Origin of the sequence: Variovorax sp. OV084, from assembly GCF_900111625.1 — a bacterium.
GTDB lineage: Bacteria > Pseudomonadota > Gammaproteobacteria > Burkholderiales > Burkholderiaceae_C > Variovorax.
Genome location: NZ_FOII01000011.1, coordinates 134,097 through 155,422, shown reverse-complemented (window position 1 = coordinate 155,422; position 21,326 = coordinate 134,097). Strand labels below are relative to the sequence as shown.

Below are 21,326 nucleotides of genomic sequence, written 5' to 3'. Positions count from 1 at the left end.
CATTCATGCCTCAGGCAGCGCGGTCAGCGTGGATGCCGCCGCGGGTTTTTTCTTTTGCGCGAAGAAGCGCCGGATCACGACGAAGAACAGCGGCACGAAGAAGATGCCCAGCGCGGTGGCGGTCGCGATGCCGCCGAGCACGCCCACGCCGATGGCGCGGCGGCTGCCCGAGCCCGCGCCGGTGCTGAGTGCCAGCGGCAGCACGCCGAACATGAAGGCCAGCGAGGTCATGAGGATGGGCCGCAGCCGCAGGCGCACGGCCTGCAGCGTGGCCTCGACCAGCGCAACGCCTTCGTCCTGCAGCTGCTTGGCGAATTCCACGATCAGGATCGCGTTCTTCGCCGACAGCCCTACCGTGGCCAGCAGCCCCACCTGGAAGTACACGTCGTTCGACAGCCCCGCCAGCTTCGTGGCCAGCACCGCGCCCAGCACGCCCAGCGGCACCACCAGCATCACCGAGAACGGCACAGACCAGCTCTCGTACAGCGCGGCCAGGCACAGGAACACGAACAAAATCGACACCGCGTAGAGCAGCGGCGCCTGTGAGCCCGACAGGCGTTCCTGATACGAGCTGCCGGTCCATTCGTAGCCGATGCCCTGCGGCAGCTGCTTCATGATGTTTTCCACCGCGTCCATCGCCGCACCCGAGCTCACGCCCGCGGCGGGGTCGCCGATCAGCTCGAACGACGACATGCCGTTGTAGCGCGACAGCTGCGGCGAGCCGTACGTCCAGCGGCTGCTGGCGAAGGCCGAGAACGGCACCATCTCGCTGCTGGCGTTGCGCACGTACCAGCTGTTCACGCTGTCGGGCTGCATGCGGAAGGGCGCGTCGGCTTGTACGTAGACCTTCTTCACGCGGCCGTTGTTGATGAAGTCGTTCACGTAGCTGCCGCCCATGGCGCTGGACAGCGTGTCGTTGATGTCCGAGGTCGACAGGCCCAGCGCCGCGGCCTTGCGGTCGTCGATGTCGATGGCGAACTGCGGTGTGTCGTCCAGGTTGTTGCTGCGCACCTGGCTCAGCGCGGGGTCTTTCTTGGCCAGGGCCAGGAACTGCTCGCGCGCCTGTGCCAGCGCATCGTGGCCGATGCCGCCCAGGTCCTGCAGCTGCACGTCGAAGCCCGCGTTCGAGCCCAGGCCGCGCACGGCCGGCGGCAGCATCACGAACACGTTGGCGTTGCTGGTGCGCGCGGCCATCTCCATCGTGAAGCGGCGCGACAGCGATGCGGCGTCTTGCCCGTCGCCGCCGCGTTCGCTCCAGTCCTTCAGCGTGATGAAGGCATTGCCCGTGGCCTGGTCGCCGCTCAGGCCGGTCAGCGTGATGTAGTGGCTGACTTCCTTCTGCGAGGACAGGTATTGCTCGAAGCTCTTCATGGTCTGCTGCAGCTGCTCGTCGGTGGCGCTGGCGGGCAGCTTCACCTGGGCCATCAGCGTGCCCTGGTCTTCGTCGGGCAGGAACGAGGTGGGCAGGCGCATGAAGGTCACGGCCAGCACGCCCACCAGCAGCGCGTATACCAGCAGGCTGCGCTTGCCGCGCCGCAGCAGGCCGCCGACGCCCGAGCGGTAGCGGTCTGCATTGCGCTCGAAGTTGCGGTTGAACCAGCCGAAGAAGCCGCGCTTCTCCTGATGCTGGCCGGCCTCCACGGGCTTGAGCAGCGTGGCGCACAGTGCCGGCGACAGCGTAAGCGCCACCAGCACCGACAGCAGCATGGCCGCGACGATGGTCACCGAGAACTGGCGATAGATCACGCCCGTCGAGCCGCCGAAGAAAGCCATGGGAATGAACACCGCCGACAGCACCAGTGCAATGCCCACCAGCGCGCCGGTGATCTCGCGCATCGACTTGCGCGTGGCTTCCTTCGGCGAGAGCCCTTCCTCGGTCATGAGCCGCTCGACGTTCTCCACCACCACGATGGCGTCGTCCACCAGGAGGCCGATGGCCAGCACCATGCCGAACATGGTCAGCGTGTTGATCGAGTAGCCCAGCAGCGCCAGCACGCCGAAGGTGCCCAGCAGCACCACCGGCACCGCGATGGCGGGCACCAGCGTGGCGCGCAGGTTCTGCAAAAAGAGGTACATGATCAGCACGACCAGCACCATCGCCTCGCCCAGCGTCTTGGCCACTTCCTCGATGGAGATGCGCACGAAGGGCGTGGTGTCGTAGCCGACCACGGCCTTCATCTGGTTGGGGAAGAAGGGCGCCAGCTCCGCGAGCTTGGCCTTCACCGCGTTCGACACCGTGAGCGCGTTGGCGCCGGTGGCCAGCTTCACGCCCATGCCGGACGACGGCTTGCCGTCGAAGCGCGAGCTGACGGTGTAGCTCTCGCTGCCGAGTTCGATGCGCGCGACGTCGCCCAGCCGCACGATCGCGCCGCTGCTGCTGTCCGACTTGACGATCACCTCGCGGAACTGGTCGGCGGTGCGCAGCTTGCTGCGCGCGGTGATGGTCGCGGTGAGCCGCTGGCCCGCGGCCGCCGGCAGCGCGCCGAGCTGGCCGGCAGAGACTTCGGTGTTCTGGCTGGTGAGCGCGGTGGTCACGTCCGAGGGCATCAGCGAATACTTCTGCAGCCTGGCGGGGTCGAGCCAGATGCGCATGGCATAGCCCGAACCCAGCGTCTGCACGTCGCCCACGCCGTCGATGCGGCTGAGCACGTCGAGCAGGCTGCTGGAGATGTAGTCGCCGATGTCGGTGGCCGAGGCGCTGCCGTCCTGCGAGACCAGCGAGACGATCATCAGGAAGTCGGTGCCCGATTTGGTGACCGTCACGCCCTGGCTCTGCACCGATTGCGGCAACTGCGACTCGGCCTGCTGCAGCTTGTTCTGCACCTGCATCTGCGCCACGTCGGCGTTGGTGCCGGCCTCGAAGGTGAGCTCGATGCGCGCGGTGCCCGACGAGGTGCTGCTCGACGACATCGAGACGAGCCGGTCGAGGCCCTTCATCTTCTGCTCGATCACCTGCGTGACCGAGTCCTCGATGGTCTTGGCCGAGGCACCGGGGTAGGTCGCGTTGATGGAGACCTTGGTGGGTGCGATGTTGGGATACTGCTCCAGCGAAAGCGTGGCAATGGACAGCCCGCCGGCAAGCATGATGACGATGGCGATGACCCACGCGAAGATGGGCCGGTCGATGAAGAAGCGTGCCATGTGCGTTGCTTCCTCAGCGGCTGGTGCCGGCGCTTGCCGCGCTGGCCACCGTTGCGGTGGTGTCGGCGGTCACGGGTTTCACTGTGTCGCCCACTTTGACTTTGAGCGAGCCCTCGACGATCACGCGCTCGCCCGCCTTCAGCCCGTCGGTCACCTGCCAGCGGTTGCCGACAGCGCGCGACACCTTCAGCGCGCGCTTCTCGACCTTGTTGTCGGCAGTGACCACCAGCGCGGAGGCATCGCCGCTGGCCGTGCGCGTCACGCCCTGCTGCGGCACCAGCAGCGCCCGTTCGGCCACGCCCTCTTCGAGTACGGCGCGTACGTACATGCCGGGCAGCAGCGTGCGCTCGGGGTTCGGCACCAGGATGCGCAGCGTGACCGCGCCCGTGCCTTCGCTGACGGTGACGCTCGCGAACTGCAGGCGTCCGGCGTGGGCGTAGACCGTGCCGTCTTCCAGCAGCAGCTTCACGGAGGCTTCGCTCTTGTCGCTGCTGCTCTTGAGCGTGCCGGCCGCCAGTTCGCGCTGCAACCGCAGCAGATCGGTGGTCGATTGCGTTACGTCGACGTGGATCGGGTCGAGCTGCTGCACGGTCGTGAGCGCGGTGGTCTGACTGGCCGTGACCAGCGCGCCCGGCGTGACCGTCGAGGCTTCGATGCGCCCCGCGATCGGCGCGGTGATACGTGTGAAGCCGAGGTTGATGCGCGCCGTGTCGAGCGAGGCGCGGGCCACGCCGAGTTCGGCCTCGGCCTGCTGCAGCGTGGCCTGGCTGTCGTCGTTGGTCTGCTGGCTGACGGCGTCGATCTTCGCGAGCTCGGCATTGCGGCGCGCGGTGACCTTCGCGGAGTTGACCGTGGCCTCGGCCTTGGCGACGCTGGCCTGCGCGCTGGCGTAGGACGCCTTGTAGCTGGCGGGGTCGAGCTGGTAGAGCACCTGCCCGGCCTTGACCAGCGCACCTTCTTCGAACAGGCGCTGCTGCACGATGCCGCCGACCTGCGGGCGGATCTCCGCGCTCAGGCGGGCGCGGGTGCGGCCCGACAGCTCGGTGGTGATCGGCTGGTTCTCGGGCTGTATGGTCACCACGCCGACTTGCGCGGCGGGGAGCTGGGGCGGTGCGGAAGAAGAGCCGGAGCATCCCGCGATCGCGCCCAGCAGGCCGAAGGCCAGAGCGCACGCGAGGCCGGTGCGGATGAAGCGGGAAGACATGTTCAGAAGATTCCAATCGGGTTTGGAATCCATGGTCTTCAGTGAATGTGGAGCGAATGTGGAGGTCCCTGCGGCATGCACGGCCATGGGCGCTGAATGCACCGCGCGGGCCTCATCTGGCTTATCTTGTGGCCCTTCATGAAGATCAGCATCACCACCAAGCTCTTTCTCGCCGTGCTGGCCACCGCCGTGCTGGCCGTGGTCGCGATGGGCGCCGCCTCGCGCTGGAACTTCGAGCGCGGCTTTGTCGGCTACCTCAACGAGCAGGGCGTGGAGCGGCTCGACTCCGTTCTGCCGAACGCCGTTGCGGCCTACCGGCAGAACGGCAGCTGGGACTTCCTGCGAGACGACCCTGGCCCGTGGTTCGAGATCATGCGGCCCGCGCCTTCCGCCTCGGGCGAGCGCTTCGAGCCGGGGCGCACCCCGGCGCTGGTGTCCGACCTGACGGGCGCCGTGCTGCGCATCGCGCTGCTCGATACGGACAGGAAGGTGATCGTGGGCTTCAGGGAGATTCGCAAGGGTGCCATTGAACGTGCCGTGGTGGTCGACGGCAAGACCGTGGGCTGGGTCGCGATGATGCCGTTCCAGAGCGTGAGCGAGGCCGGCGACCAGCGCTTCCAGAAAAACCAGCTGCGCGCGAGCTGGGTCATCGGCAGCCTGTGCGTGCTGCTGGCTGCGGGCATTGCGTGGTGGATCGCGCGGGTGCTGCTCGCGCCCGTCAAGCGTGTGGCAGCGGCCACGCACCGATTGACATCGGGCGACTACGCGAGCCGCGTGGCGGTGGCATCGCACGATGAGGTTGGGCAACTGGCGCGTGACTTCAATTCGCTGGCCTTCACCTTGCAGCGCAACGAGCGGATGCGTCGCGAGTTCATGGCCGACGTGTCGCACGAGCTGCGCACGCCGCTGGGCGTGCTGCACGGCGAACTGGAGGCAATGGAAGACGGCGTGCGCCGCCTCGACGCGCAGGCCGTGCGCTCGCTGCAGCACGAAGTGGGCATGCTCAACAAGCTGGTGACCGACCTGTACGACCTGTCGATGGCGGACGCGGGCGCACTCGCGTACCGCAAGGCCGACATCAACCTGCGGGAGCTGCTGGAGCTGAGCGTGGATTCGTTCCGCGAAAGGCTGGCTTCGGCTGGCCTGCGACTGGAGCTGGTGCTGCCCGCGCAGCCGCTGATGATGTTCGCCGACGAGCGGCGCATGCAGCAGCTCTTCAGCAACCTCGTGCTCAACGCCTGCCGCTATACCGACGCGGGCGGCGTGCTGCGCATCGAGGCGCGCGAAGACGACAACCAGATCGCGATCGATCTCATGGATTCGGCGCCGGGCGTCGACGCGGCGCTGCTGCCGCGCCTGTTCGAGCGCTTTTTCCGCGGCGAGGGTTCGCGCAACCGGGCCAGTGGCGGCGCGGGGCTCGGCCTTGCCATCTGCCGCAGCATCGTCGAGGCGCATGGCGGCACCATCGAGGCCAAGGCTTCGCCGCTGGGCGGGCTGTGGATTGCGGTGCGGCTACCGCAATGAACGACACGACCATGGCAACTGCTTCTTCTTCGTCCGCGCACGTCCTGATCGTCGAGGACGAGCCGCGCATGGCGGCGCTGCTCGCCGACTACCTCCAGGCCTCGGGCTACACCTCGCAATGGATCGCCAACGGGCTGGAGGTTGTGCCCTCCGTGAAGGCTCGCCGGCCCGACCTCGTGCTGCTCGACCTGATGCTGCCCGGACAGGACGGCATGAGCGTGTGCCGCGAGCTGCGGTTGTTCAGCGAGGTGCCCGTCATCATGCTCACGGCGCGCGTCGAAGAGGCCGACCGCCTGATGGGCCTCGAGATCGGCGCGGACGACTACATCTGCAAGACGCCATTCAGCCCGCGCGAGGTGGTGGCGCGCGTGAAGGCGCTGCTGCGCCGCAGCGGCTATGCGTCACGCGAGGCATCGCCCCTGCAGATCGACGAGCAGACGTACAAGGCGACGCTGCACGGCACCCCGCTGGGGCTCACGCCGATCGAGTTCCGCCTGCTGAAGGCGCTGGCCGACGCACGGGGCCGTGTGCTGTCGCGCGACAAGCTGCTCGACCATGTGCATGCAGACCAGCGCGCAGTGACCGATCGGGCGGTGGACAGCCATGTGAAGAACCTGCGCCGCAAGCTCGATGCGGCGAGCCAGGGGCAGGAGTTGATACGGTCGATCTACGGGGTGGGGTACCGGCTCGACTTGCCTTGATCGCCGCGTTCGCCCGTATCACGCGCCAGTCGCAGCAGCTCGCCGCACGGCACCGATGATGTACTCGATTTCCTCGTCGTCGAGCATCGGGTAGAGCGGCAACGCGAGCGAACAGCCGGCCAGCGTCTCGCTGCGCGGCAGGGAGCCGTTGCCGTGCCAGGGCTGGAGTGCCTCGTGCCGGTGCAGCGGCTGCTCGTAGTAGATGCGGGTGGCGATGCCGGATGCGGCCAGCCGGGCCGCAAAGGTTTCGCGTTCGCGCGGGCCAGGCAGCCGGACGACGAAGTAGTTCCACGCGTGGCCGGGCGAGTCTGGCGGCAAGCGAATCGGCAAGTCCGCCCAGGCCGACAGGTAGCGTGCGGCGATGGCACGCCGTCGCGCGATGTGGTCCGGGAAATCGTCCAGGGCGGCATTGAGCAGGCAGGCCTGCAGTTCGTCCATGCGGCTGTTGTGCCCGAGGCAGTGGTGCTGGCCGTCGTGGTAGCCGTGGTTGCGCAACAGGCGGGCCTTGCTGGCGTGGAGCGGGTCCCTGAAGGCCAGTGCACCGGCGTCGCCGGCAGCACCGAGAGTCTTGGTCGGATAGAAGCTCATTGCCGCGGCGTCGCCCCAGGTGCCGGCGTTGCCCGCCGCGGTGCCGTCACTGGCCCGGGCACCGAGGCACTGGGCCACGTCCTCGACCAGCAGCAGTTTTTCGTCGCGGCAGTAGGCGGCCAGCTCGGGCAGGCCGCTCGGGTCGCCGAAGAGGCCGACCGCGAGGATCGCGCGGGTCCGGGGCGTTCGGGCATTGCGGAAATGCGCAAGCGTTGGCAGGAAGTCGTCTGGCGCACTGTCGACGAAGACCGGCCGCGCGCCGGCGCCGAGCACTGCTTCCGCGCACGCGACGAAGGTGTAGGTAGGCATCAGGACCTCGTCCAGCGCGTCCCCTCCGCCCGCGCTTCCGATGCCGAGGCTCTTGAAGGCCAGCAAAAGCGCTTCGGAACCCGACCCCACGGCCACGGTCTCGCGGCCATGCAGCAGCGCCGACAGCCGCGCCTCCAGAGCCTGGACCTGCGGCCCGAGGATGTACGTGCCGCTGCGCAGCACGGCGGCGAGGGCCTGGGCCAGGCGCGTCGCCATCGGTTCGGCGGAAGCGGCCGGCCGGAACAGCGGGATTTTCATGCGTGCAGTATCTGGCAGGCCCGGGTGACAGCCACAAGGCCGTCGGCACCCGACGCGACGCGGCTGGCCTGACCCAGGATGGCGCGCCGGAAGCCCTGGTACTGCCGTGTCAGGGCATCGTCGCCGGTCGTCGTCGCTGTCGAACGGCGCAGATCCAGCAACTGCTCACGGTGGCCGTCGCACACATGCAGTCGGGCGCTGGCCGGCATGCTGCCGTAGCCGCTCTCGAATTCGGCGATCAGGGCACCCAGCCGCACTCGGGCGCGGATGCTTTGTTCGCCGATGTGCCGCGCGAGCACTTCCAGCGGTGCTTCCACGGGAATCGCGCACAGCCAGGCGAACAGGTCGATGTCGTGCACCATCAGGTCCAGTACGCTGTCCCTGGCCGTGGCGACGCGGGTCGAATAGCGGCGAAACCGCATGAAGGGACGCCGGCCCTGCTGGCCCCGGCTGTGGCTTGCCGCCGCGTTCCGCAGTCGGTCTAGCACGGCTTCGTCGAACACCGGGTTGAAGCGCTCGATGTGCCCTGTGCTCAGGGTGACGCCGCATTGCCGCGCGGTGCGGATCATCAGGGCGCCTTCGTGCCGGTCGATGCAAAGCGGCTTCTCGACCAGCACGTGGCAGCCGCGCCGCATCAATGCCATCGCGACTTCGGCGTGCGCGTCGTCGCTGGTGGCGACTGTGACCGACGCGATGCCCGGCGGCAGATCGTCCAGGCTCGGCAACAGCGGCAGCGCCGCGAGTTCGCTGGCAGCGCGGGCCGACGACGAGCAATCCACCAGGGCACGCAGGTGGAAGCCGCTCAAGGCGAGGAGCTTTCGGGCATGGACGCAGCCGAAGCGGCCGAGGCCCACGACTGCATGGGCCAGCGGAGCGTCGAGCGGGAGCGGAACCGCGAAGGTGGCGATGGGGTCGGCGACGATGGCCGCGCTGTCGTCGTCGATGGCAGGCGTCGTGAAGGACATCGCGGCGTCGATGGCTGTGTCAGCTCATTGCGTCGCGCAGCCGGTCGGCCACGGCTTGCAGATGGGCGCCACGGATCACGTGCTTGTACACGCCGGCCGCGACGCGCTCTTCGCCGATGATTTCGAAAGAGGGCTTGGTTGCAGGCGCTTCCGCCAGTTCGTAGCGCGTGGGCTGTGCGGCGAAGAGGCATTCCCGCCCATAGGCCTGGACGCCGAACTCGGCGATGAAGCCCGCCAGCTCCCGCTCCAGCTGGCCGCCGAAGCTGCGCGCATAGCCGTGCATGTCGTCCAGCTTGGCCTGCAGCTCGTGCTCGTCGAGTTCCACCATGACATGGCGCTCGGAAGCCAGCCGCGCCGACGGGCTGGGATGGCCCACGGTGGGATAGCCGAGCGAGACGACCTCGCAGCCGCGCGCTGCGGCGTGCGCGGCGACCTGGTTGGCCAGCAGGCGACACAGGTCGTGCGACGGGTTGTAGTCCTCCGCTTCGTCGGCGACTATGCAGTCGATGCCTTGTTCGACGACGTGCGTCGTCAAGGCACCGACCCACTGTGTGAACAAGCGCGTGTCGCCTTCGAGCAGCGCCCGGTAGATGTCGGCATCGGCGACCGGCTGCACAACGGCTGGAATCCAGTTGGCACCAGCTTGCGCCAGGTTGTCGATCGTCGGCTCGAGCCGCGGCACACCGGTTGACCCGGCGCCGTTGGTTAGCACCACGAAGTCCGGCCGCTCGTTGCGCAGCCACTTCCACAGCAGCAGTTCGTGGCCCGAATGGGCGGCGATCACCAGCGGCTTCATGCGCTTGGGCCGCCCGGGCGGACAAGGGTCGAGATACGGCGCAGCGGACCGGTCACGCGCCATGAGTGACTGGCATAGACCTCGCGCAACTGCGCCTGGAGCAGGGCGAGTTCGGCGCGCGCCTGCCGAACCTGCTGCTCGGCTCCGGCCAGCCGTGCATTGCAGTCGGCGTTCGACTGCGCGGCCGCATGGTCCGCCAGCTGCCGTGCTTCGGCCTGCGCGGCGGCATGGTCCGCCTGCCGCTGTGCTTCGGCCTGCAGCGCGTCGATCCGGTCCTGATACATGCGCTGATGGTCGTTGAAGGACTGCTGAAGGCCTGCGACGTGCTGATGCAGAGACGCAATGGTCAAGTGCGCCGCCGAAGGGCTGCCGCGCCGGATCCAGTCCTGCATGTAGCGGGACATCTCGTCCGCCCGCTGGTTCGCTGGAACCTCGATCACCGGATGTTGCCGGACCATGCGCTGCACGCAACTCTCGAGCGCGCCGAGCGTGGCGTCGAGGCTGCCGTGTGCGCGCATCCATTCGCCGGCCTTGCCCGCATCCCCGGCGTCATAGCGGTCGAGTTCGGCGCCCACGCTCTCCCGCGTGATCGGCCGGATCAGCAGCGCCCGGCCGAAATTCCAGTGCCGTGCATGGGCCACGGTTGCAGCCGTCACCATCTCGGCCATGCCCCACACCGGGTCGAGCACCACCACCGCGTTGCCGGTGCACAGCGCCTCGGTGGCGCAGCGGCCCTTGCCGAAGACGATGTCGTAGCGGCCGAGCGCCTCCGCCGGGTCGGGCAGGTGGTTGCCGGTGCCGCTGCCGATCACGTCCAGCGACAGTCCGCGCTGCACGCAGGCGGCGCGGATTTCCTCCAGCTGCGCGTTGTGCGAGGCGTAGTTGCTGAAGACCAGCGCCGTGCGGGGCTGCGCCGGCAGGTCGTCGCGCCGGGGAAAGCGCGAAAGGTCGACACCGTTCTGGATCAGCTCGATGCGCTCGCGCGCGATGCCGAACTCGTGCACCAGGCGCTGCGCGCAGTTCTCGTCGACGGCCACATGGCACACGACCTGTGCGAACTGCGCCGGGCGCCCGTGATCGTCGCTGCGGTCATGGCATATCGTGAGGACCGGCACGTCGTGGAAATGCAGCAGCGCGCGAACCGTCTCGTGGTGCGTGTTGCCGACGATCACGTCCGGCCGCGCAGCCATGTCGGCCAGGTCGGTGACACAGGCGATGGAGGCGAAGCGCAATTCGTTCGCCATGTCGCCGAAGGCCGTCGCGAAGATGGTGACGGCGTGTCCGCGACGGCGCAGCCACATCGCCAGGTCGCGGGTGAACATTTCGGCGCCTGTGCGATGCAGCAGGTAGCACATCGCCAGCAGGATGTGCAGGGGTTTGCCGGACTGCGGCGCGTCCGGTGTGGGGGCCGTCGCCGTGTCGTTGTTCAATCGAGCGACGGCGCGCCGGCCAGAACGTGTCCTGCCTGCTGGTCTGCGTGATAGCTGGACCGCACCATCGCACCCACCGCTGCATGGCTGAAGCCCATCTTGTAGGCCTCTTCCTCGAACATCTTGAAGGTGTCGGGGTGCACGTAGCGGCGCACCGGCAGGTGCGAGCCCGACGGCGACAGGTACTGGCCGATGGTCAGCATGTCGATGTCGTGGGCGCGCATGTCGCGCATGACCTGCAGGATTTCTTCGTCGGTCTCGCCCAGGCCGACCATGATGCCGCTCTTGGTCGGCACGTTGGGGTGGAGCGCCTTGAACTTCTTCAGCAGGTTCAGGCTGAACTGGTAGTCGCTGCCGGGGCGCGCTTCCTTGTAGAGGCGCGGCGCGGTTTCGAGGTTGTGGTTCATCACGTCCGGCGGGGCGGCCTTGAGGATCTCGAGGGCGCGGTCGTCGCGGCCGCGGAAGTCGGGCACCAGGATCTCGATCTGCGTCATCGGCGAGAGCTCGCGGATGTTCTTGATGCAGTCGACGAAGTGCTGGCTGCCGCCGTCGCGCAGGTCGTCGCGGTCGACACTGGTGATCACCACGTACTTCAGGCGCAGCTTGGCGATGGTCTTGGCGAGGTTGAGCGGCTCGTCCTTGTCGAGCGGGTCGGGGCGGCCGTGGCCCACGTCGCAGAACGGGCAGCGGCGCGTGCACTTGTCGCCCATGATCATGAAGGTGGCGGTGCCGTTGCCGAAGCATTCGCCGATGTTCGGGCACGAAGCCTCTTCGCAGACGGTGTGCAGGTTGCTCTCGCGCAGGATCTGCTTGATTTCGTAGAAGCGCGTGGTGGGGCTGCCGGCCTTGACGCGGATCCACTCGGGCTTCTTGAGCACTTCGCCGGCCTGCACCACCTTGACGGGAATGCGCGAGAGCTTGGCCGCCGCTTTCTGCTTGGCCAGGGGGTTGTAGTTTTCGGCGCTCTGGGCGTCGCGGACGACTTCTGTGGTGCTCATTGGTGTGTCAAGGCGCCAGGAAAGTGGAGAGCTTCTGGCTCAGCACCGTGGCGGCTTCTTCCCATGTGGTTTGGATGCCGATTGTAGAAAGGTCGACCGTTTGCAGCCCTGCATAGCCGCAAGGGTTGATGCGGGAGAAGGGTTCGAGGTCCATCTGTACGTTGAGCGCCACGCCGTGGTAGGTGGCGTGGCGGCTCACCTTGATGCCCAGCGCCGCGATCTTTCCGAGGCCGCGGAACGGGTCGGCGGCGGGCATCGGGCCGGTCAGCGCGGCGTGCGAGAACGGGTCGTCCAGGCGCACGTAGATGCCCGGCGCGCCGGGCACGCGTTGGCCGGTCACGCCGAAATGGGCGAGCGTGCGCAGCACCGATTCCTCGATGCGGTAGACGTATTCCTTGACGAAGTAGCCCGCCCGGCGCAGGTCGATCAGCGGGTAGGCCACGACTTGGCCGGGGCCATGGAAGGTGACCTGTCCGCCGCGGTCGGTCTGCACGATGGGGATCGCGCCAGGGTTCAGGATGTGGTCCTGCTTGCCCGCGATGCCTTGCGTGAACACCGGAGCGTGCTCGCAAATCCATAGCGCATCGGGTGTGTCGGGCGTGCGTTCCAGCGTGAACTGCTTCATTGCTGCGAAGGTATCGGCGTAGTCGACGCGGCCCAGCGGATGCAGCTCGATGGCGGGAACGGTGGCGGGAACGGTGGCGGTGTCTGTCATGGCGTGGTCCGCCGCGCGGGCCGCTTGTGGGTCAAAGCACGACCTTGACCATCGGGTGCGCGGACAGCGCGCGATACAGGTCGTCGAGCTGTTCGCGGCTGGTGGCCGTGACGGTGATGGTCACGCCGAGGTAGTTGCCGGCCTTGCTGTCGCGCAGCTCGACGGTGGTGGCGTCGAAGGTCGGGTCGAATTGCTCGGCGATCTGCGTGACGGCATGCACGAAGCCGTCGACCTTGGCGCCCATCACCTTGATCGGAAACTGCGAGGGGTACTCGATCAGCGACTCCTTGCGCGGGTCGGGGATCGCGTTGGTGTCGGTGGTAGTCGTGTTGTCGGTCATGCCAGGGCTCCGTGCTTCTGTGCGTTGTGTTGCTTGGCCTGCTGGTAGGCCGCGTACAAGCTCTTGTAGATGGGGCCGGGGCGGCCGTTGCCAATAGGTTGGCCGTCGAGCGTGACGACGGGCAGCAGCTCCTTGCTGGCCGAGGAGATCAGCAGCTCGTCGGCGGCGAACACCTCTTCGCGCGAGATGGGGCGCAGCGCAAAGGGAATGCCATGCGCCTTGCACAGGCGTTCGAACAGGCTGTAGCGGATGCCGGTCAGCACGAGGTTGTTCTTGGGCGGGCCCATCAGCTTGCCGTCCTTCACGATCCACACATTGCTCGACGAGGCTTCGCTGAGCCATTCGTCGCGGAACATGATGGTCTCGGCCGCACCGGCTTCCACGCTGATCTGCCGCGCGAGCACGGCGCCCAGCAGGCTGGTGCTCTTGATGTGGGCCTTCTGCCAGCGGAAGTCGGCCGCGGTGACGCAGGCCACGCCCTTGGCGCGGATGGCGTCGGAGATGGGTGGCAGCGGGTTCACCATCACGAACACCGTCGGGCGCAGGCCGCGCACCATCGCGTGGTCGCGTGGTGCCACGCCGCGCGTCACCTGAAAGTACACTGACTGGGGTTCGTCGCCGCCGGGCTCGACCAGGCGCATCACGATCTCGCGCCATTGCTCGAGCGAAAGCGGGTTCTCTATTTGCAGCTCGGCGAGCGAGCGGTCGAGGCGGGCCATGTGCTCCTCGAAGCAAAAGGGCTGGCCGAAGTAGACGGGGACGTATTCGTAGATGCCGTCGCCGAAAATGAAGCCACGGTCGAGGACGCTGATCTTCGCGTCGCGCAGGGCGGTGTACTCGCCGTCGAGGTAACAAAGCGTGGCAGGCAGGGCGTCGGTGATAGGGTGCATGAAGGAATTATGGTTGTGTGCGCCGCGTCGGGTTCGCGTCAGGGAATGCAGCGTCGATTTGCATGCGCGACAGCGCGGGGTGGCGGGACCGGCTGGGTTTTTACTTATAATCAATGGCTTTGTAGAAATTCTGGGTCGTCATCCGGGCTTCATTCGAAATGAAAACAATCGCCCGTCAAGACTCGGAGGTCGCTGAAGACCTCGATGCAGAATTCAAGCCGTTGACCGCCGATGAGGCGCGTGAACTGCGAGCAAAGAACCCTTCGGTCTCCCCATGGCGGGTGATCGCGGGTCAGTTGGTTGTCGGTCTGGTGGTGGCTCTGGCCGCCTGGGGACTGACGGGGAGGCAAAATCTGGGTTGGTCCGCCGCTTACGGTGCGATCGCGGTGGTTGTTCCATCGGCGGTTTTCGCACGCGGGCTGACCGGTCGGTTTTCTTCCTTGAATCCGGGCACTGCGGTGTTCGGATTCTTCCTGTGGGAAATGGTCAAGATGGCCTTGTCCGTGGCGATGCTGATCGCCGCGCCAAGGCTGATAACGGCGCTGAGCTGGCCAGCAATGCTGATCGGCCTGGTGGTGACAATGAAGGCGGCCTGGTTGGCGGTGATGTTCTCGCCCCGGCGCCGGCAACAGAGAGACGAGTAACGGAATGGCTGCTGAAAACGCTGCGGAACATGGTCAGACCGCGGGTGAATACATCGTTCACCACTTGACGCACCTGCAAAGCTCCAAGCCCGGAGGTGTTGCTGACTTCTCGGTTTTCAATTTCGACTCGCTCTTTTTCTCGATCACGCTCGGCATCCTGGGTTGCTGGCTGCTCTGGCTGGCTGCCCGCAAGGCCACTTCGGGTGTTCCCGGCCGTTTTCAAGCGGCTGTCGAACTGCTCGTCGAAATGGTCGACCAGCAGGCCAAGGGCATCGTCCACAACGCCACGAGCCGCAAGTTCGTCGCACCGCTGGCCCTCACGATCTTCGTGTGGATCTTCCTGCTGAACGCAATGGACCTGTTCCCGGTCGATTTGTTCCCGGCAATCTGGGCCAAGATCTTCCACATCGCCGGCGAAGACCCGCACCACGCCTACCTGCGCGTCGTGCCCACCGCCGACCTCTCGGTGACCATGGGCATGTCGGTGGCAGTGCTGCTGATCTGCATCTACTACAACATCAAGATCAAGGGCGCCGGCGGCTGGATCCACGAGCTGTTCACCGCACCCTTCGGCAACCACTGGGCGCTGTACCCCTTCAACTTCGCCATGCAGATGATCGAGTTCGTCGCCAAGACGGTCTCGCACGGCATGCGGTTGTTCGGCAACATGTACGCCGGTGAACTGATCTTCCTGCTGATCGCCCTGATGGGCGGTGCCTGGTCCATGTCGGCCACCGGCATCGGCCTGGCCATCGGCCACATCATCGCGGGCACGGCCTGGGCCATCTTCCACATCCTGATCATCACGCTGCAAGCCTTCGTGTTCATGATGCTGACGCTGGTCTATATCGGCCAGGCCCACGATCACCACTGATCATCAGTTTTCGTTTCTGTTTTTTGTTTTCTCTTCAACCAAAGTCCTCTAGGAGTCATCATGGAAGTTATTAGCTTTGTTGCACTGGCCGCCGGCCTGATCATCGGTCTGGGCGCTGTGGGCGCATGTATCGGCATCGGTATCATGGGCAGCAAGTACCTCGAGTCGGCCGCACGTCAGCCTGAGCTCATGGGTGAACTTCAAACCAAGATGTTCCTGCTGGCTGGTCTGATCGACGCCGCTTTCATTATCGGCACCGGTATCGCTCTGTGGTTCGCAACGGCCAACCCGTTCCTGGCTCAGATCGCCAACCTGCCGAAGTAAGTCTTTCTCGTCGGACCTGCGTCGTCGTTCCCTAGTCCTCTGGCGTCTAGCGAATGGCTTCGATTCAATCCCAAAGAGAGGGTGAAAAGTGAGCATTACCGGTACCCTGATCGTTCAGATGATCGTGTTCCTGATCCTGGTCGGGTTCACGATGAAGTACGTGTGGCCGCCGATCGCGAAAGCGCTGGACGACCGCGCTGCGAAGATCGCCGAAGGCCTCGCTGCCGCCGACAAGGCCAAGTCCGAGCTGTCCGCCGCCAACAAGCGCGTGGAAGCCGAGCTGGGTCAGGCACGCAACGAGTCCGCACAACGTCTTGCCGACGCCGAACGTCGCGCCCAGGCCATCGTTGAAGAGGCCAAGGCCCGCGCGACCGAGGAAGGCAACAAGATCGTTGCAGCCGCACGCGTCGAAGCCGACCAGCAGGCACTGAAGGCCCGTGAAGCACTGCGAGAGCAGGTTGCCGCACTGGCCGTCAAGGGCGCAGAGCAGATTCTGCGCAAGGAAGTGAATGCAGGCGTTCACGCCGATTTGCTCGCCCGTCTGCAGACCGAACTCTGATAGAAGCCATGGCAGAACTCGCCACCATTGCACGCCCCTACGCCGAGGCGCTCTTCAAGGCGTCGTCGTCCGACGTCGCCGGAACCAGCGCCTGGCTCGAAAAGATTGCCGCCATCGCGGCCAATCCGGAGCTCCAGCAGTTCGCCGACAACCCGAAGGCCACGGCCGAACAGGTGATCGGCGTGGTCGCCGGTGCATTCGGTGCACCGTTGGCCGCTCATGCCCAGAACTTCCTGGGTGCGCTCCTCGAGAACGGGCGCTTTTCGGTGCTGCCGGAAATTGCGAAGCAGTTCCGGGCACTGGCCAACGCGAAGAGCGGTTCGTCCGACGCCGTGGTCTACAGCGCCTTCCCGATCGACGGCGCTGCGCTGGCCAATGTGTCGGCCGCGCTCGAAAAGCGTTTCGGTCGCAAGCTCCAGGTCACGGTCCAGCAAGAGCCGGAACTGATCGGTGGCATTCGTGTGGTGGTCGGCGACGAGGTGCTCGACACCTCCGTCAAAGCGCGCCTTGAACAAATGAAAGTTGCGCTGGCAGCCTGACGGTTTCCAGCCCTCTACTTGTAGCCTCAAAGAAAGAAGGAAAGAGTCATGCAACTCAATCCCGCAGAAATTTCCGAACTGATCAAGAGCCGCATCGAGGGCCTCGGGGTCAGCGCCAACATCCGTAACGAAGGCACCGTGGTGTCGGTGACGGACGGCATCGTGCGCGTGCACGGCCTGTCCGACGCGATGCAGGGCGAAATGCTCGAATTCCCGCCCACGGCAGACGGCACGCCGTCGTTCGGCCTGGCGCTGAACCTCGAGCGCGACTCGGTCGGCGCCGTGATTCTGGGCGAGTACGAGCACATCTCCGAAGGCGACACCGTCAAGTGCACGGGCCGCATCCTGGAAGTGCCCGTGGGCCCCGAGCTCATCGGCCGCGTGGTGAACGCACTGGGCCAGCCGATCGACGGCAAGGGTCCGATCAACGCCAAGATGACCGACGTGATCGAAAAGGTCGCGCCGGGCGTGATCGCCCGCAAGTCGGTCGACCAGCCGATGCAGACCGGCCTGAAGTCCATCGACTCGATGGTGCCCGTCGGCCGTGGCCAGCGCGAGCTGATCATCGGCGACCGCCAGACCGGCAAGACGGCAGTGGCCATCGACGCGATCATCAACCAGAAGGGTCAGAACATGACCTGCGTCTACGTTGCGATCGGCCAGAAGGCTTCGTCGATCAAGAACGTGGTGCGCGCACTGGAACAAGCCGGTGCCATGGACTACACGATCGTGGTTGCGGCTTCCGCTTCGGAATCGGCTGCCATGCAATACGTGTCGGCCTACTCGGGCTGCACGATGGGCGAGTACTTCCGCGACCGCGGCGAAGACGCCCTGATCGTCTATGACGACCTGTCCAAGCAGGCCGTTGCCTACCGCCAGGTCTCGCTGCTGCTGCGCCGCCCGCCGGGCCGCGAAGCCTACCCCGGCGACGTGTTCTATCTCCACAGCCGTCTGCTCGAGCGCGCAGCCCGCGTGAACGCCGACTACGTCGAAGCCTTCACCAAGGGTGAAGTCAAGGGCAAGACCGGTTCGCTGACCGCACTGCCGATCATCGAAACGCAAGCCGGCGACGTGTCCGCTTTCGTGCCGACCAACGTGATCTCGATCACCGACGGCCAGATCTTCCTGGAAACCAACCTGTTCAACGCAGGTATCCGCCCCGCCATCAACGCCGGTATCTCGGTGTCGCGCGTGGGTTCGTCGGCTCAGACGAAGATCATCAAGGGCCTGTCCGGCGGTATCCGTACCGACCTGGCGCAGTACCGTGAACTGGCTGCGTTCGCGCAGTTCGCTTCCGACCTGGACGAAGCCACCCGCAAGCAGCTCGACCGCGGTGCCCGCGTGACCGAACTGCTGAAGCAGGCACAGTACAGCCCGCTGCCGATCTCGCTGATGGGCGCGTCGCTGTTCGCCGTGAACAAGGGCTTCATGGACGACCTCGAAATCAAGAAGGTGCTGCCGTTCGAACATGGCCTGCACCAGTTCCTGAAGTCCAGCCACGCCCCGCTGCTCGACAAGATCGAGAAGGCCAAGGCGCTCGACAAGGAAGCGGAAGCCGAATTGCTGGCAGCCGTCACCGCGTTCAAGAAGTCGTTCGCCTGATCGACCCCTTGATCGACGCAAGAAGGAGCTCTCATGGCAGCTGGTAAGGAAATCCGCGGCAAGATCAAATCGGTGGAAAACACCAAGAAGATCACCAAGGCCATGGAAATGGTCTCGGTTTCCAAGATGCGCAAGGCGCAGGAACGCATGCGCGCCGCTCGCCCCTACAGCGAAAAGATCCGCAATATCGCAGCCAACCTCGGCAAGGCGAACCCGGAGTACACCCACGCGTTCATGAAGACGACCGATGCCAAGGGCGTCGGCTTCATCATCGTGACCAGCGACAAGGGCCTGTGCGGCGGCTTGAACACCAACCTCCTGCGTGCCGTCACCGGCAAGCTGCGCGAAGCGCAGGCAGCGGGCAACGTGGTCGAGTCGGTCGCCATCGGCAACAAGGGTCTGGGTTTCCTGAACCGCATCGGCGCCCGCGTGGTGGCCCATGTGACGCAGCTGGGTGACACGCCGCATCTGGACAAGCTCATCGGGCCGGTCAAGACGCTGCTGGACGCCTATGCCGAAGGCAAGCTGTCGGCGGTGTACCTGTGCTACACGAAGTTCATCAACACCATCAAGCAAGAGCCGATGGTGGAGCAACTGCTGCCGCTGAAGGCCGAGACGCTGCAAACCGAGTCGGGTCATCATTCGTGGGACTACATCTACGAACCCGACGCGCAAAGCGTGATCGACGAGCTGCTGGTGCGCTACGTGGAATCGCTGGTGTACCAGGCCGTGGCCGAAAACATGGCGTCCGAGCACTCGGCGCGCATGGTGGCCATGAAGGCTGCGACCGACAACGCGGGTAACGTGATCAGCGAACTGAAGCTGGTCTACAACAAGACCCGTCAGGCAGGCATCACCAAAGAGCTGTCCGAAATCGTGTCCGGCGCGGCCGCGGCCGCAGGCGTTTGATTGAGGCAATGCAACAGGCCGCGTTGCTGATCGGATGCGCTCTGCGCGCCCGGTAACCCAAGGCCTTTATTTAAGGGGACTCTGCGCAAAATGAAGAAGATTCTTGCTCTGGTGGCTATTGCTGCCGCTCTGACTGCTTGCTCCAAGAAGGAAGAGGCGCCCGCGCCTGCACCGGCTCCCGCTGCTGCACCCGCCGCTCCGGCTCCTGCCCCCGCTCCCGCAGCAGCGCCGGCTGCTCCCGCTGCAGCCCCGACGGCATCGGCCGCCGACCTGCCGCAGGAGTGCAACGACTACCTGGCCAAGGTGCAGACCTGCGTGGGTTCGCAAAGCGGCGCCGCTGCTGACGCGATGAAGGCCAGTCTCGACCAGACGAAGGCCACCTGGGCTTCGATGGGCGCCGACAAGGCCGCGTTGGGTCAGGCCTGCAAGGCTGCTTCGGACGCTTTCGCTGCGCAAGCGACGGCCATGAAGTGCTGATGAACTGACGAGAAGAAGTAGAGATTCAAGGGTGCCGGCCCGTCCGGCATTCTTGCAAAAGCGGCCCGTTTTGGCACCAGGACGCTTCTGCAAGAACCTGTCGCAAATTTATTGAGATCCATCCAGAAGGAAACGCCATGGCTGAAGGAAAAATTGTCCAATGTATCGGCGCCGTGGTCGACGTGGAGTTCCCGCGTGACCAGATGCCCAAGGTGTACGACGCCTTGAAATTCGAAGGCGGCGGGCTGACCCTCGAAGTTCAGCAGCTGCTCGGCGACGGCGTGGTGCGCACCATTGCACTGGGCTCGTCCGACGGCCTGCGCCGCGGCCTGATCGTGACCAACACCGGTGCACCCATCACCGTGCCGGTCGGCAAGGCCACGCTCGGCCGCATCATGGACGTGCTCGGCCGTCCGATCGACGAGCGCGGCGAAGTGGGCCAGGAGCTCACCGCTTCCATCCACCGCAAGGCTCCCGCGTACGACGAACTGTCGCCCTCGCAAGACCTGCTGGAAACCGGCATCAAGGTGATCGACCTGGTGTGCCCGTTCGCCAAGGGCGGCAAGGTGGGCCTGTTCGGCGGCGCCGGCGTGGGCAAGACCGTGAACATGATGGAACTCATCAACAACATCGCCAAGGCTCACTCGGGTCTGTCGGTGTTCGCCGGTGTGGGTGAACGTACTCGCGAAGGCAACGACTTCTATCACGAGATGGCCGACTCCGGCGTCGTGAACCTCGAGAAGCTCGAGGACTCGAAGGTGGCCATGGTCTACGGCCAGATGAACGAACCCCCGGGCAACCGTCTGCGCGTGGCGCTGACCGGCCTGACCATCGCCGAGTCGTTCCGCGACGAAGGCCGTGACGTTCTGTTCTTCGTGGACAACATCTACCGCTACACGCTGGCCGGTACCGAAGTGTCGGCTCTGCTGGGCCGCATGCCTTCCGCCGTGGGCTACCAGCCGACGCTGGCTGAAGAAATGGGCCGCCTGCAAGAGCGGATCACGTCGACCAAGGTCGGCTCGATCACCTCGATCCAGGCCGTGTACGTCCCCGCCGACGACTTGACCGACCCGTCGCCCGCCACGACCTTCGCTCACTTGGACTCGACCGTGGTGCTGTCGCGCGACATCGCCTCGCTCGGCATCTACCCCGCCGTGGACCCGCTGGACTCGACCTCGCGCCAGCTCGACCCGAACGTGGTCGGCGAAGAGCACTACAACGTGGCCCGCGCCGTGCAAGGCACGCTGCAGCGCTACAAGGAACTGCGCGACATCATCGCCATTCTGGGCATGGACGAACTGGCTCCCGACGACAAGCTGGCCGTTGCCCGTGCCCGCAAGATCCAGCGTTTCCTGTCGCAGCCGTTCCACGTGGCCGAAGTGTTCACGGGCTCGCCCGGCAAGTACGTGCCGCTGGCCGAAACCATCCGTGGTTTCAAGATGATCGTGAACGGCGAAGCCGACCACCTGCCGGAACAAGCGTTCTACATGGTGGGCACCATCGACGAAGCGTTCGAAAAAGCCAAGAAGGTCGCTTAAG

Annotated in this window: 21 protein-coding genes; 11 read left to right on the top strand and 10 right to left on the bottom strand. The window is 65.7% G+C overall.

Annotated features, from left to right (window positions below):
* Positions 1-3: 3 nt before the first annotated feature.
* Both BMW87_RS24050 and BMW87_RS24045 read right to left on the bottom strand, forming a co-directional pair.
* Positions 4-3,141 carry an efflux RND transporter permease subunit gene (locus BMW87_RS24050; RefSeq protein WP_093079054.1) on the bottom strand — a complete coding sequence of 1,046 codons (3,138 nt, stop codon included), beginning with the start codon at positions 3,139-3,141 and terminating at the stop codon, positions 4-6.
* A 13-nt stretch (positions 3,142-3,154) separates the two neighbouring features.
* Entirely contained in the window at positions 3,155-4,345 is a 1,191-nt protein-coding gene (locus BMW87_RS24045; RefSeq protein WP_093079107.1) for an efflux RND transporter periplasmic adaptor subunit, read from the bottom strand.
* Between the two features lie 138 nt (positions 4,346-4,483).
* Here BMW87_RS24045 and baeS point away from each other — a divergent pair, with 138 nt between their 5' ends.
* Both baeS and BMW87_RS24035 read left to right on the top strand, forming a co-directional pair.
* Positions 4,484-5,869 carry a sensor histidine kinase efflux regulator BaeS gene (baeS, locus tag BMW87_RS24040; protein WP_093079105.1) on the top strand — a complete coding sequence of 462 codons (1,386 nt, stop codon included), beginning with the start codon at positions 4,484-4,486 and terminating at the stop codon, positions 5,867-5,869.
* Complete coding sequence (locus tag BMW87_RS24035) at positions 5,866-6,570, top strand: response regulator (protein ID WP_218149769.1); 705 nt, start codon at positions 5,866-5,868, stop codon at positions 6,568-6,570. The genes baeS and BMW87_RS24035 overlap by 4 nt, the downstream gene beginning before the upstream one ends.
* Before the next feature lie 18 nt (positions 6,571-6,588).
* On the opposite strand, the gene BMW87_RS24030 is transcribed toward BMW87_RS24035, so the two are convergent.
* Genes BMW87_RS24030 through BMW87_RS23995 form a run of 8 tightly spaced genes read right to left on the bottom strand, consistent with a single transcriptional unit; the run spans position 6,589 to position 13,859 of the window.
* Positions 6,589-7,725, bottom strand: coding sequence for a DegT/DnrJ/EryC1/StrS family aminotransferase (locus BMW87_RS24030; protein ID WP_093079053.1), 1,137 nt, complete (start codon positions 7,723-7,725; stop codon positions 6,589-6,591).
* On the bottom strand, positions 7,722-8,690 hold the full coding sequence (locus tag BMW87_RS24025) for a Gfo/Idh/MocA family protein (protein ID WP_093079051.1): 969 nt from the start codon (positions 8,688-8,690) through the stop codon (positions 7,722-7,724). Before BMW87_RS24025 ends, BMW87_RS24030 begins: the two co-directional genes overlap by 4 nt.
* A 19-nt stretch (positions 8,691-8,709) precedes the next feature.
* Positions 8,710-9,486: a hypothetical protein gene (locus tag BMW87_RS24020; protein ID WP_093079050.1), complete on the bottom strand. Its 777-nt coding sequence runs from the start codon at positions 9,484-9,486 to the stop codon at positions 8,710-8,712.
* Positions 9,483-10,916 (bottom strand): glycosyltransferase family 4 protein, encoded by a 1,434-nt coding sequence (locus BMW87_RS24015; RefSeq protein ID WP_256216887.1) that lies wholly within the window; start codon positions 10,914-10,916, stop codon positions 9,483-9,485. Before BMW87_RS24015 ends, BMW87_RS24020 begins: the two co-directional genes overlap by 4 nt.
* Entirely contained in the window at positions 10,913-11,914 is a 1,002-nt protein-coding gene (gene lipA / locus BMW87_RS24010; protein ID WP_093057742.1) for a lipoyl synthase, read from the bottom strand. Before lipA ends, BMW87_RS24015 begins: the two co-directional genes overlap by 4 nt.
* A 7-nt stretch (positions 11,915-11,921) precedes the next feature.
* On the bottom strand, positions 11,922-12,629 hold the full coding sequence (gene lipB, locus BMW87_RS24005; protein WP_177192834.1) for a lipoyl(octanoyl) transferase LipB: 708 nt from the start codon (positions 12,627-12,629) through the stop codon (positions 11,922-11,924).
* Positions 12,630-12,660: 31 nt separating this feature from the next.
* Entirely contained in the window at positions 12,661-12,969 is a 309-nt protein-coding gene (locus BMW87_RS24000; protein WP_093079048.1) for a YbeD family protein, read from the bottom strand.
* A complete protein-coding gene (locus tag BMW87_RS23995; protein ID WP_093079047.1) occupies positions 12,966-13,859 on the bottom strand; it encodes a D-amino acid aminotransferase in 894 nt (297 codons plus the stop codon). The genes BMW87_RS24000 and BMW87_RS23995 overlap by 4 nt, the downstream gene beginning before the upstream one ends.
* A 158-nt stretch (positions 13,860-14,017) precedes the next feature.
* Here BMW87_RS23995 and BMW87_RS23990 point away from each other — a divergent pair, with 158 nt between their 5' ends.
* The 9 genes from BMW87_RS23990 to atpD all read left to right on the top strand — a co-directional run bounded on the left by BMW87_RS23990 (position 14,018) and on the right by atpD (position 21,325).
* Positions 14,018-14,503: an ATP synthase subunit I gene (locus tag BMW87_RS23990; RefSeq protein WP_093057738.1), complete on the top strand. Its 486-nt coding sequence runs from the start codon at positions 14,018-14,020 to the stop codon at positions 14,501-14,503.
* Positions 14,504-14,507: 4 nt separating this feature from the next.
* Positions 14,508-15,377, top strand: a complete 870-nt coding sequence (atpB, locus tag BMW87_RS23985) for a F0F1 ATP synthase subunit A (protein WP_093057737.1) — start codon at positions 14,508-14,510, stop codon at positions 15,375-15,377.
* A 60-nt stretch (positions 15,378-15,437) separates the two neighbouring features.
* Positions 15,438-15,701, top strand: coding sequence for a F0F1 ATP synthase subunit C (gene atpE, locus BMW87_RS23980; protein ID WP_007830191.1), 264 nt, complete (start codon positions 15,438-15,440; stop codon positions 15,699-15,701).
* Positions 15,702-15,789: 88 nt separating this feature from the next.
* Positions 15,790-16,260, top strand: a complete 471-nt coding sequence (locus tag BMW87_RS23975; protein WP_093057736.1) for a F0F1 ATP synthase subunit B — start codon at positions 15,790-15,792, stop codon at positions 16,258-16,260.
* A gap of 8 nt (positions 16,261-16,268) precedes the next feature.
* Positions 16,269-16,799 (top strand): F0F1 ATP synthase subunit delta, encoded by a 531-nt coding sequence (locus BMW87_RS23970; RefSeq protein WP_093079045.1) that lies wholly within the window; start codon positions 16,269-16,271, stop codon positions 16,797-16,799.
* A gap of 48 nt (positions 16,800-16,847) precedes the next feature.
* Complete coding sequence (gene atpA, locus BMW87_RS23965) at positions 16,848-18,401, top strand: F0F1 ATP synthase subunit alpha (protein WP_093057734.1); 1,554 nt, start codon at positions 16,848-16,850, stop codon at positions 18,399-18,401.
* Between the two features lie 33 nt (positions 18,402-18,434).
* Positions 18,435-19,310 carry a F0F1 ATP synthase subunit gamma gene (gene atpG, locus BMW87_RS23960; RefSeq protein WP_093057733.1) on the top strand — a complete coding sequence of 292 codons (876 nt, stop codon included), beginning with the start codon at positions 18,435-18,437 and terminating at the stop codon, positions 19,308-19,310.
* A 90-nt stretch (positions 19,311-19,400) separates the two neighbouring features.
* On the top strand, positions 19,401-19,787 hold the full coding sequence (locus BMW87_RS23955) for a hypothetical protein (RefSeq protein ID WP_093057732.1): 387 nt from the start codon (positions 19,401-19,403) through the stop codon (positions 19,785-19,787).
* A gap of 137 nt (positions 19,788-19,924) precedes the next feature.
* A complete protein-coding gene (gene atpD / locus BMW87_RS23950; protein WP_093057731.1) occupies positions 19,925-21,325 on the top strand; it encodes a F0F1 ATP synthase subunit beta in 1,401 nt (466 codons plus the stop codon).
* Position 21,326 lies beyond the last annotated feature (1 nt).

Bases quoted from the DNA above. Each gene is read 5' to 3' on its own strand.
- BMW87_RS23955 (WP_093057732.1), top strand. From the start codon at position 19,401: ATGAAGAAGATTCTTGCTCTGGTGGCTATTGCTGCCGCTCTGACTGCT.
- lipB (WP_177192834.1), bottom strand. From the start codon at position 12,629: ATGACAGACACCGCCACCGTTCCCGCCACCGTTCCCGCCATCGAGCTG.
- BMW87_RS24050 (WP_093079054.1), bottom strand. From the start codon at position 3,141: ATGGCACGCTTCTTCATCGACCGGCCCATCTTCGCGTGGGTCATCGCC.
- atpG (WP_093057733.1), top strand. From the start codon at position 18,435: ATGGCAGCTGGTAAGGAAATCCGCGGCAAGATCAAATCGGTGGAAAAC.
- BMW87_RS24020 (WP_093079050.1), bottom strand. From the start codon at position 9,486: ATGAAGCCGCTGGTGATCGCCGCCCATTCGGGCCACGAACTGCTGCTG.
- atpE (WP_007830191.1), top strand. From the start codon at position 15,438: ATGGAAGTTATTAGCTTTGTTGCACTGGCCGCCGGCCTGATCATCGGT.
- atpA (WP_093057734.1), top strand. From the start codon at position 16,848: ATGCAACTCAATCCCGCAGAAATTTCCGAACTGATCAAGAGCCGCATC.
- baeS (WP_093079105.1), top strand. From the start codon at position 4,484: ATGAAGATCAGCATCACCACCAAGCTCTTTCTCGCCGTGCTGGCCACC.
- atpD (WP_093057731.1), top strand. From the start codon at position 19,925: ATGGCTGAAGGAAAAATTGTCCAATGTATCGGCGCCGTGGTCGACGTG.
- BMW87_RS24000 (WP_093079048.1), bottom strand. From the start codon at position 12,969: ATGACCGACAACACGACTACCACCGACACCAACGCGATCCCCGACCCG.
- BMW87_RS24045 (WP_093079107.1), bottom strand. From the start codon at position 4,345: ATGTCTTCCCGCTTCATCCGCACCGGCCTCGCGTGCGCTCTGGCCTTC.
- BMW87_RS23990 (WP_093057738.1), top strand. From the start codon at position 14,018: ATGAAAACAATCGCCCGTCAAGACTCGGAGGTCGCTGAAGACCTCGAT.
- BMW87_RS23970 (WP_093079045.1), top strand. From the start codon at position 16,269: ATGGCAGAACTCGCCACCATTGCACGCCCCTACGCCGAGGCGCTCTTC.
- lipA (WP_093057742.1), bottom strand. From the start codon at position 11,914: ATGAGCACCACAGAAGTCGTCCGCGACGCCCAGAGCGCCGAAAACTAC.
- atpB (WP_093057737.1), top strand. From the start codon at position 14,508: ATGGCTGCTGAAAACGCTGCGGAACATGGTCAGACCGCGGGTGAATAC.
- BMW87_RS24035 (WP_218149769.1), top strand. From the start codon at position 5,866: ATGAACGACACGACCATGGCAACTGCTTCTTCTTCGTCCGCGCACGTC.
- BMW87_RS24030 (WP_093079053.1), bottom strand. From the start codon at position 7,725: ATGAAAATCCCGCTGTTCCGGCCGGCCGCTTCCGCCGAACCGATGGCG.
- BMW87_RS24025 (WP_093079051.1), bottom strand. From the start codon at position 8,690: ATGTCCTTCACGACGCCTGCCATCGACGACGACAGCGCGGCCATCGTC.
- BMW87_RS23995 (WP_093079047.1), bottom strand. From the start codon at position 13,859: ATGCACCCTATCACCGACGCCCTGCCTGCCACGCTTTGTTACCTCGAC.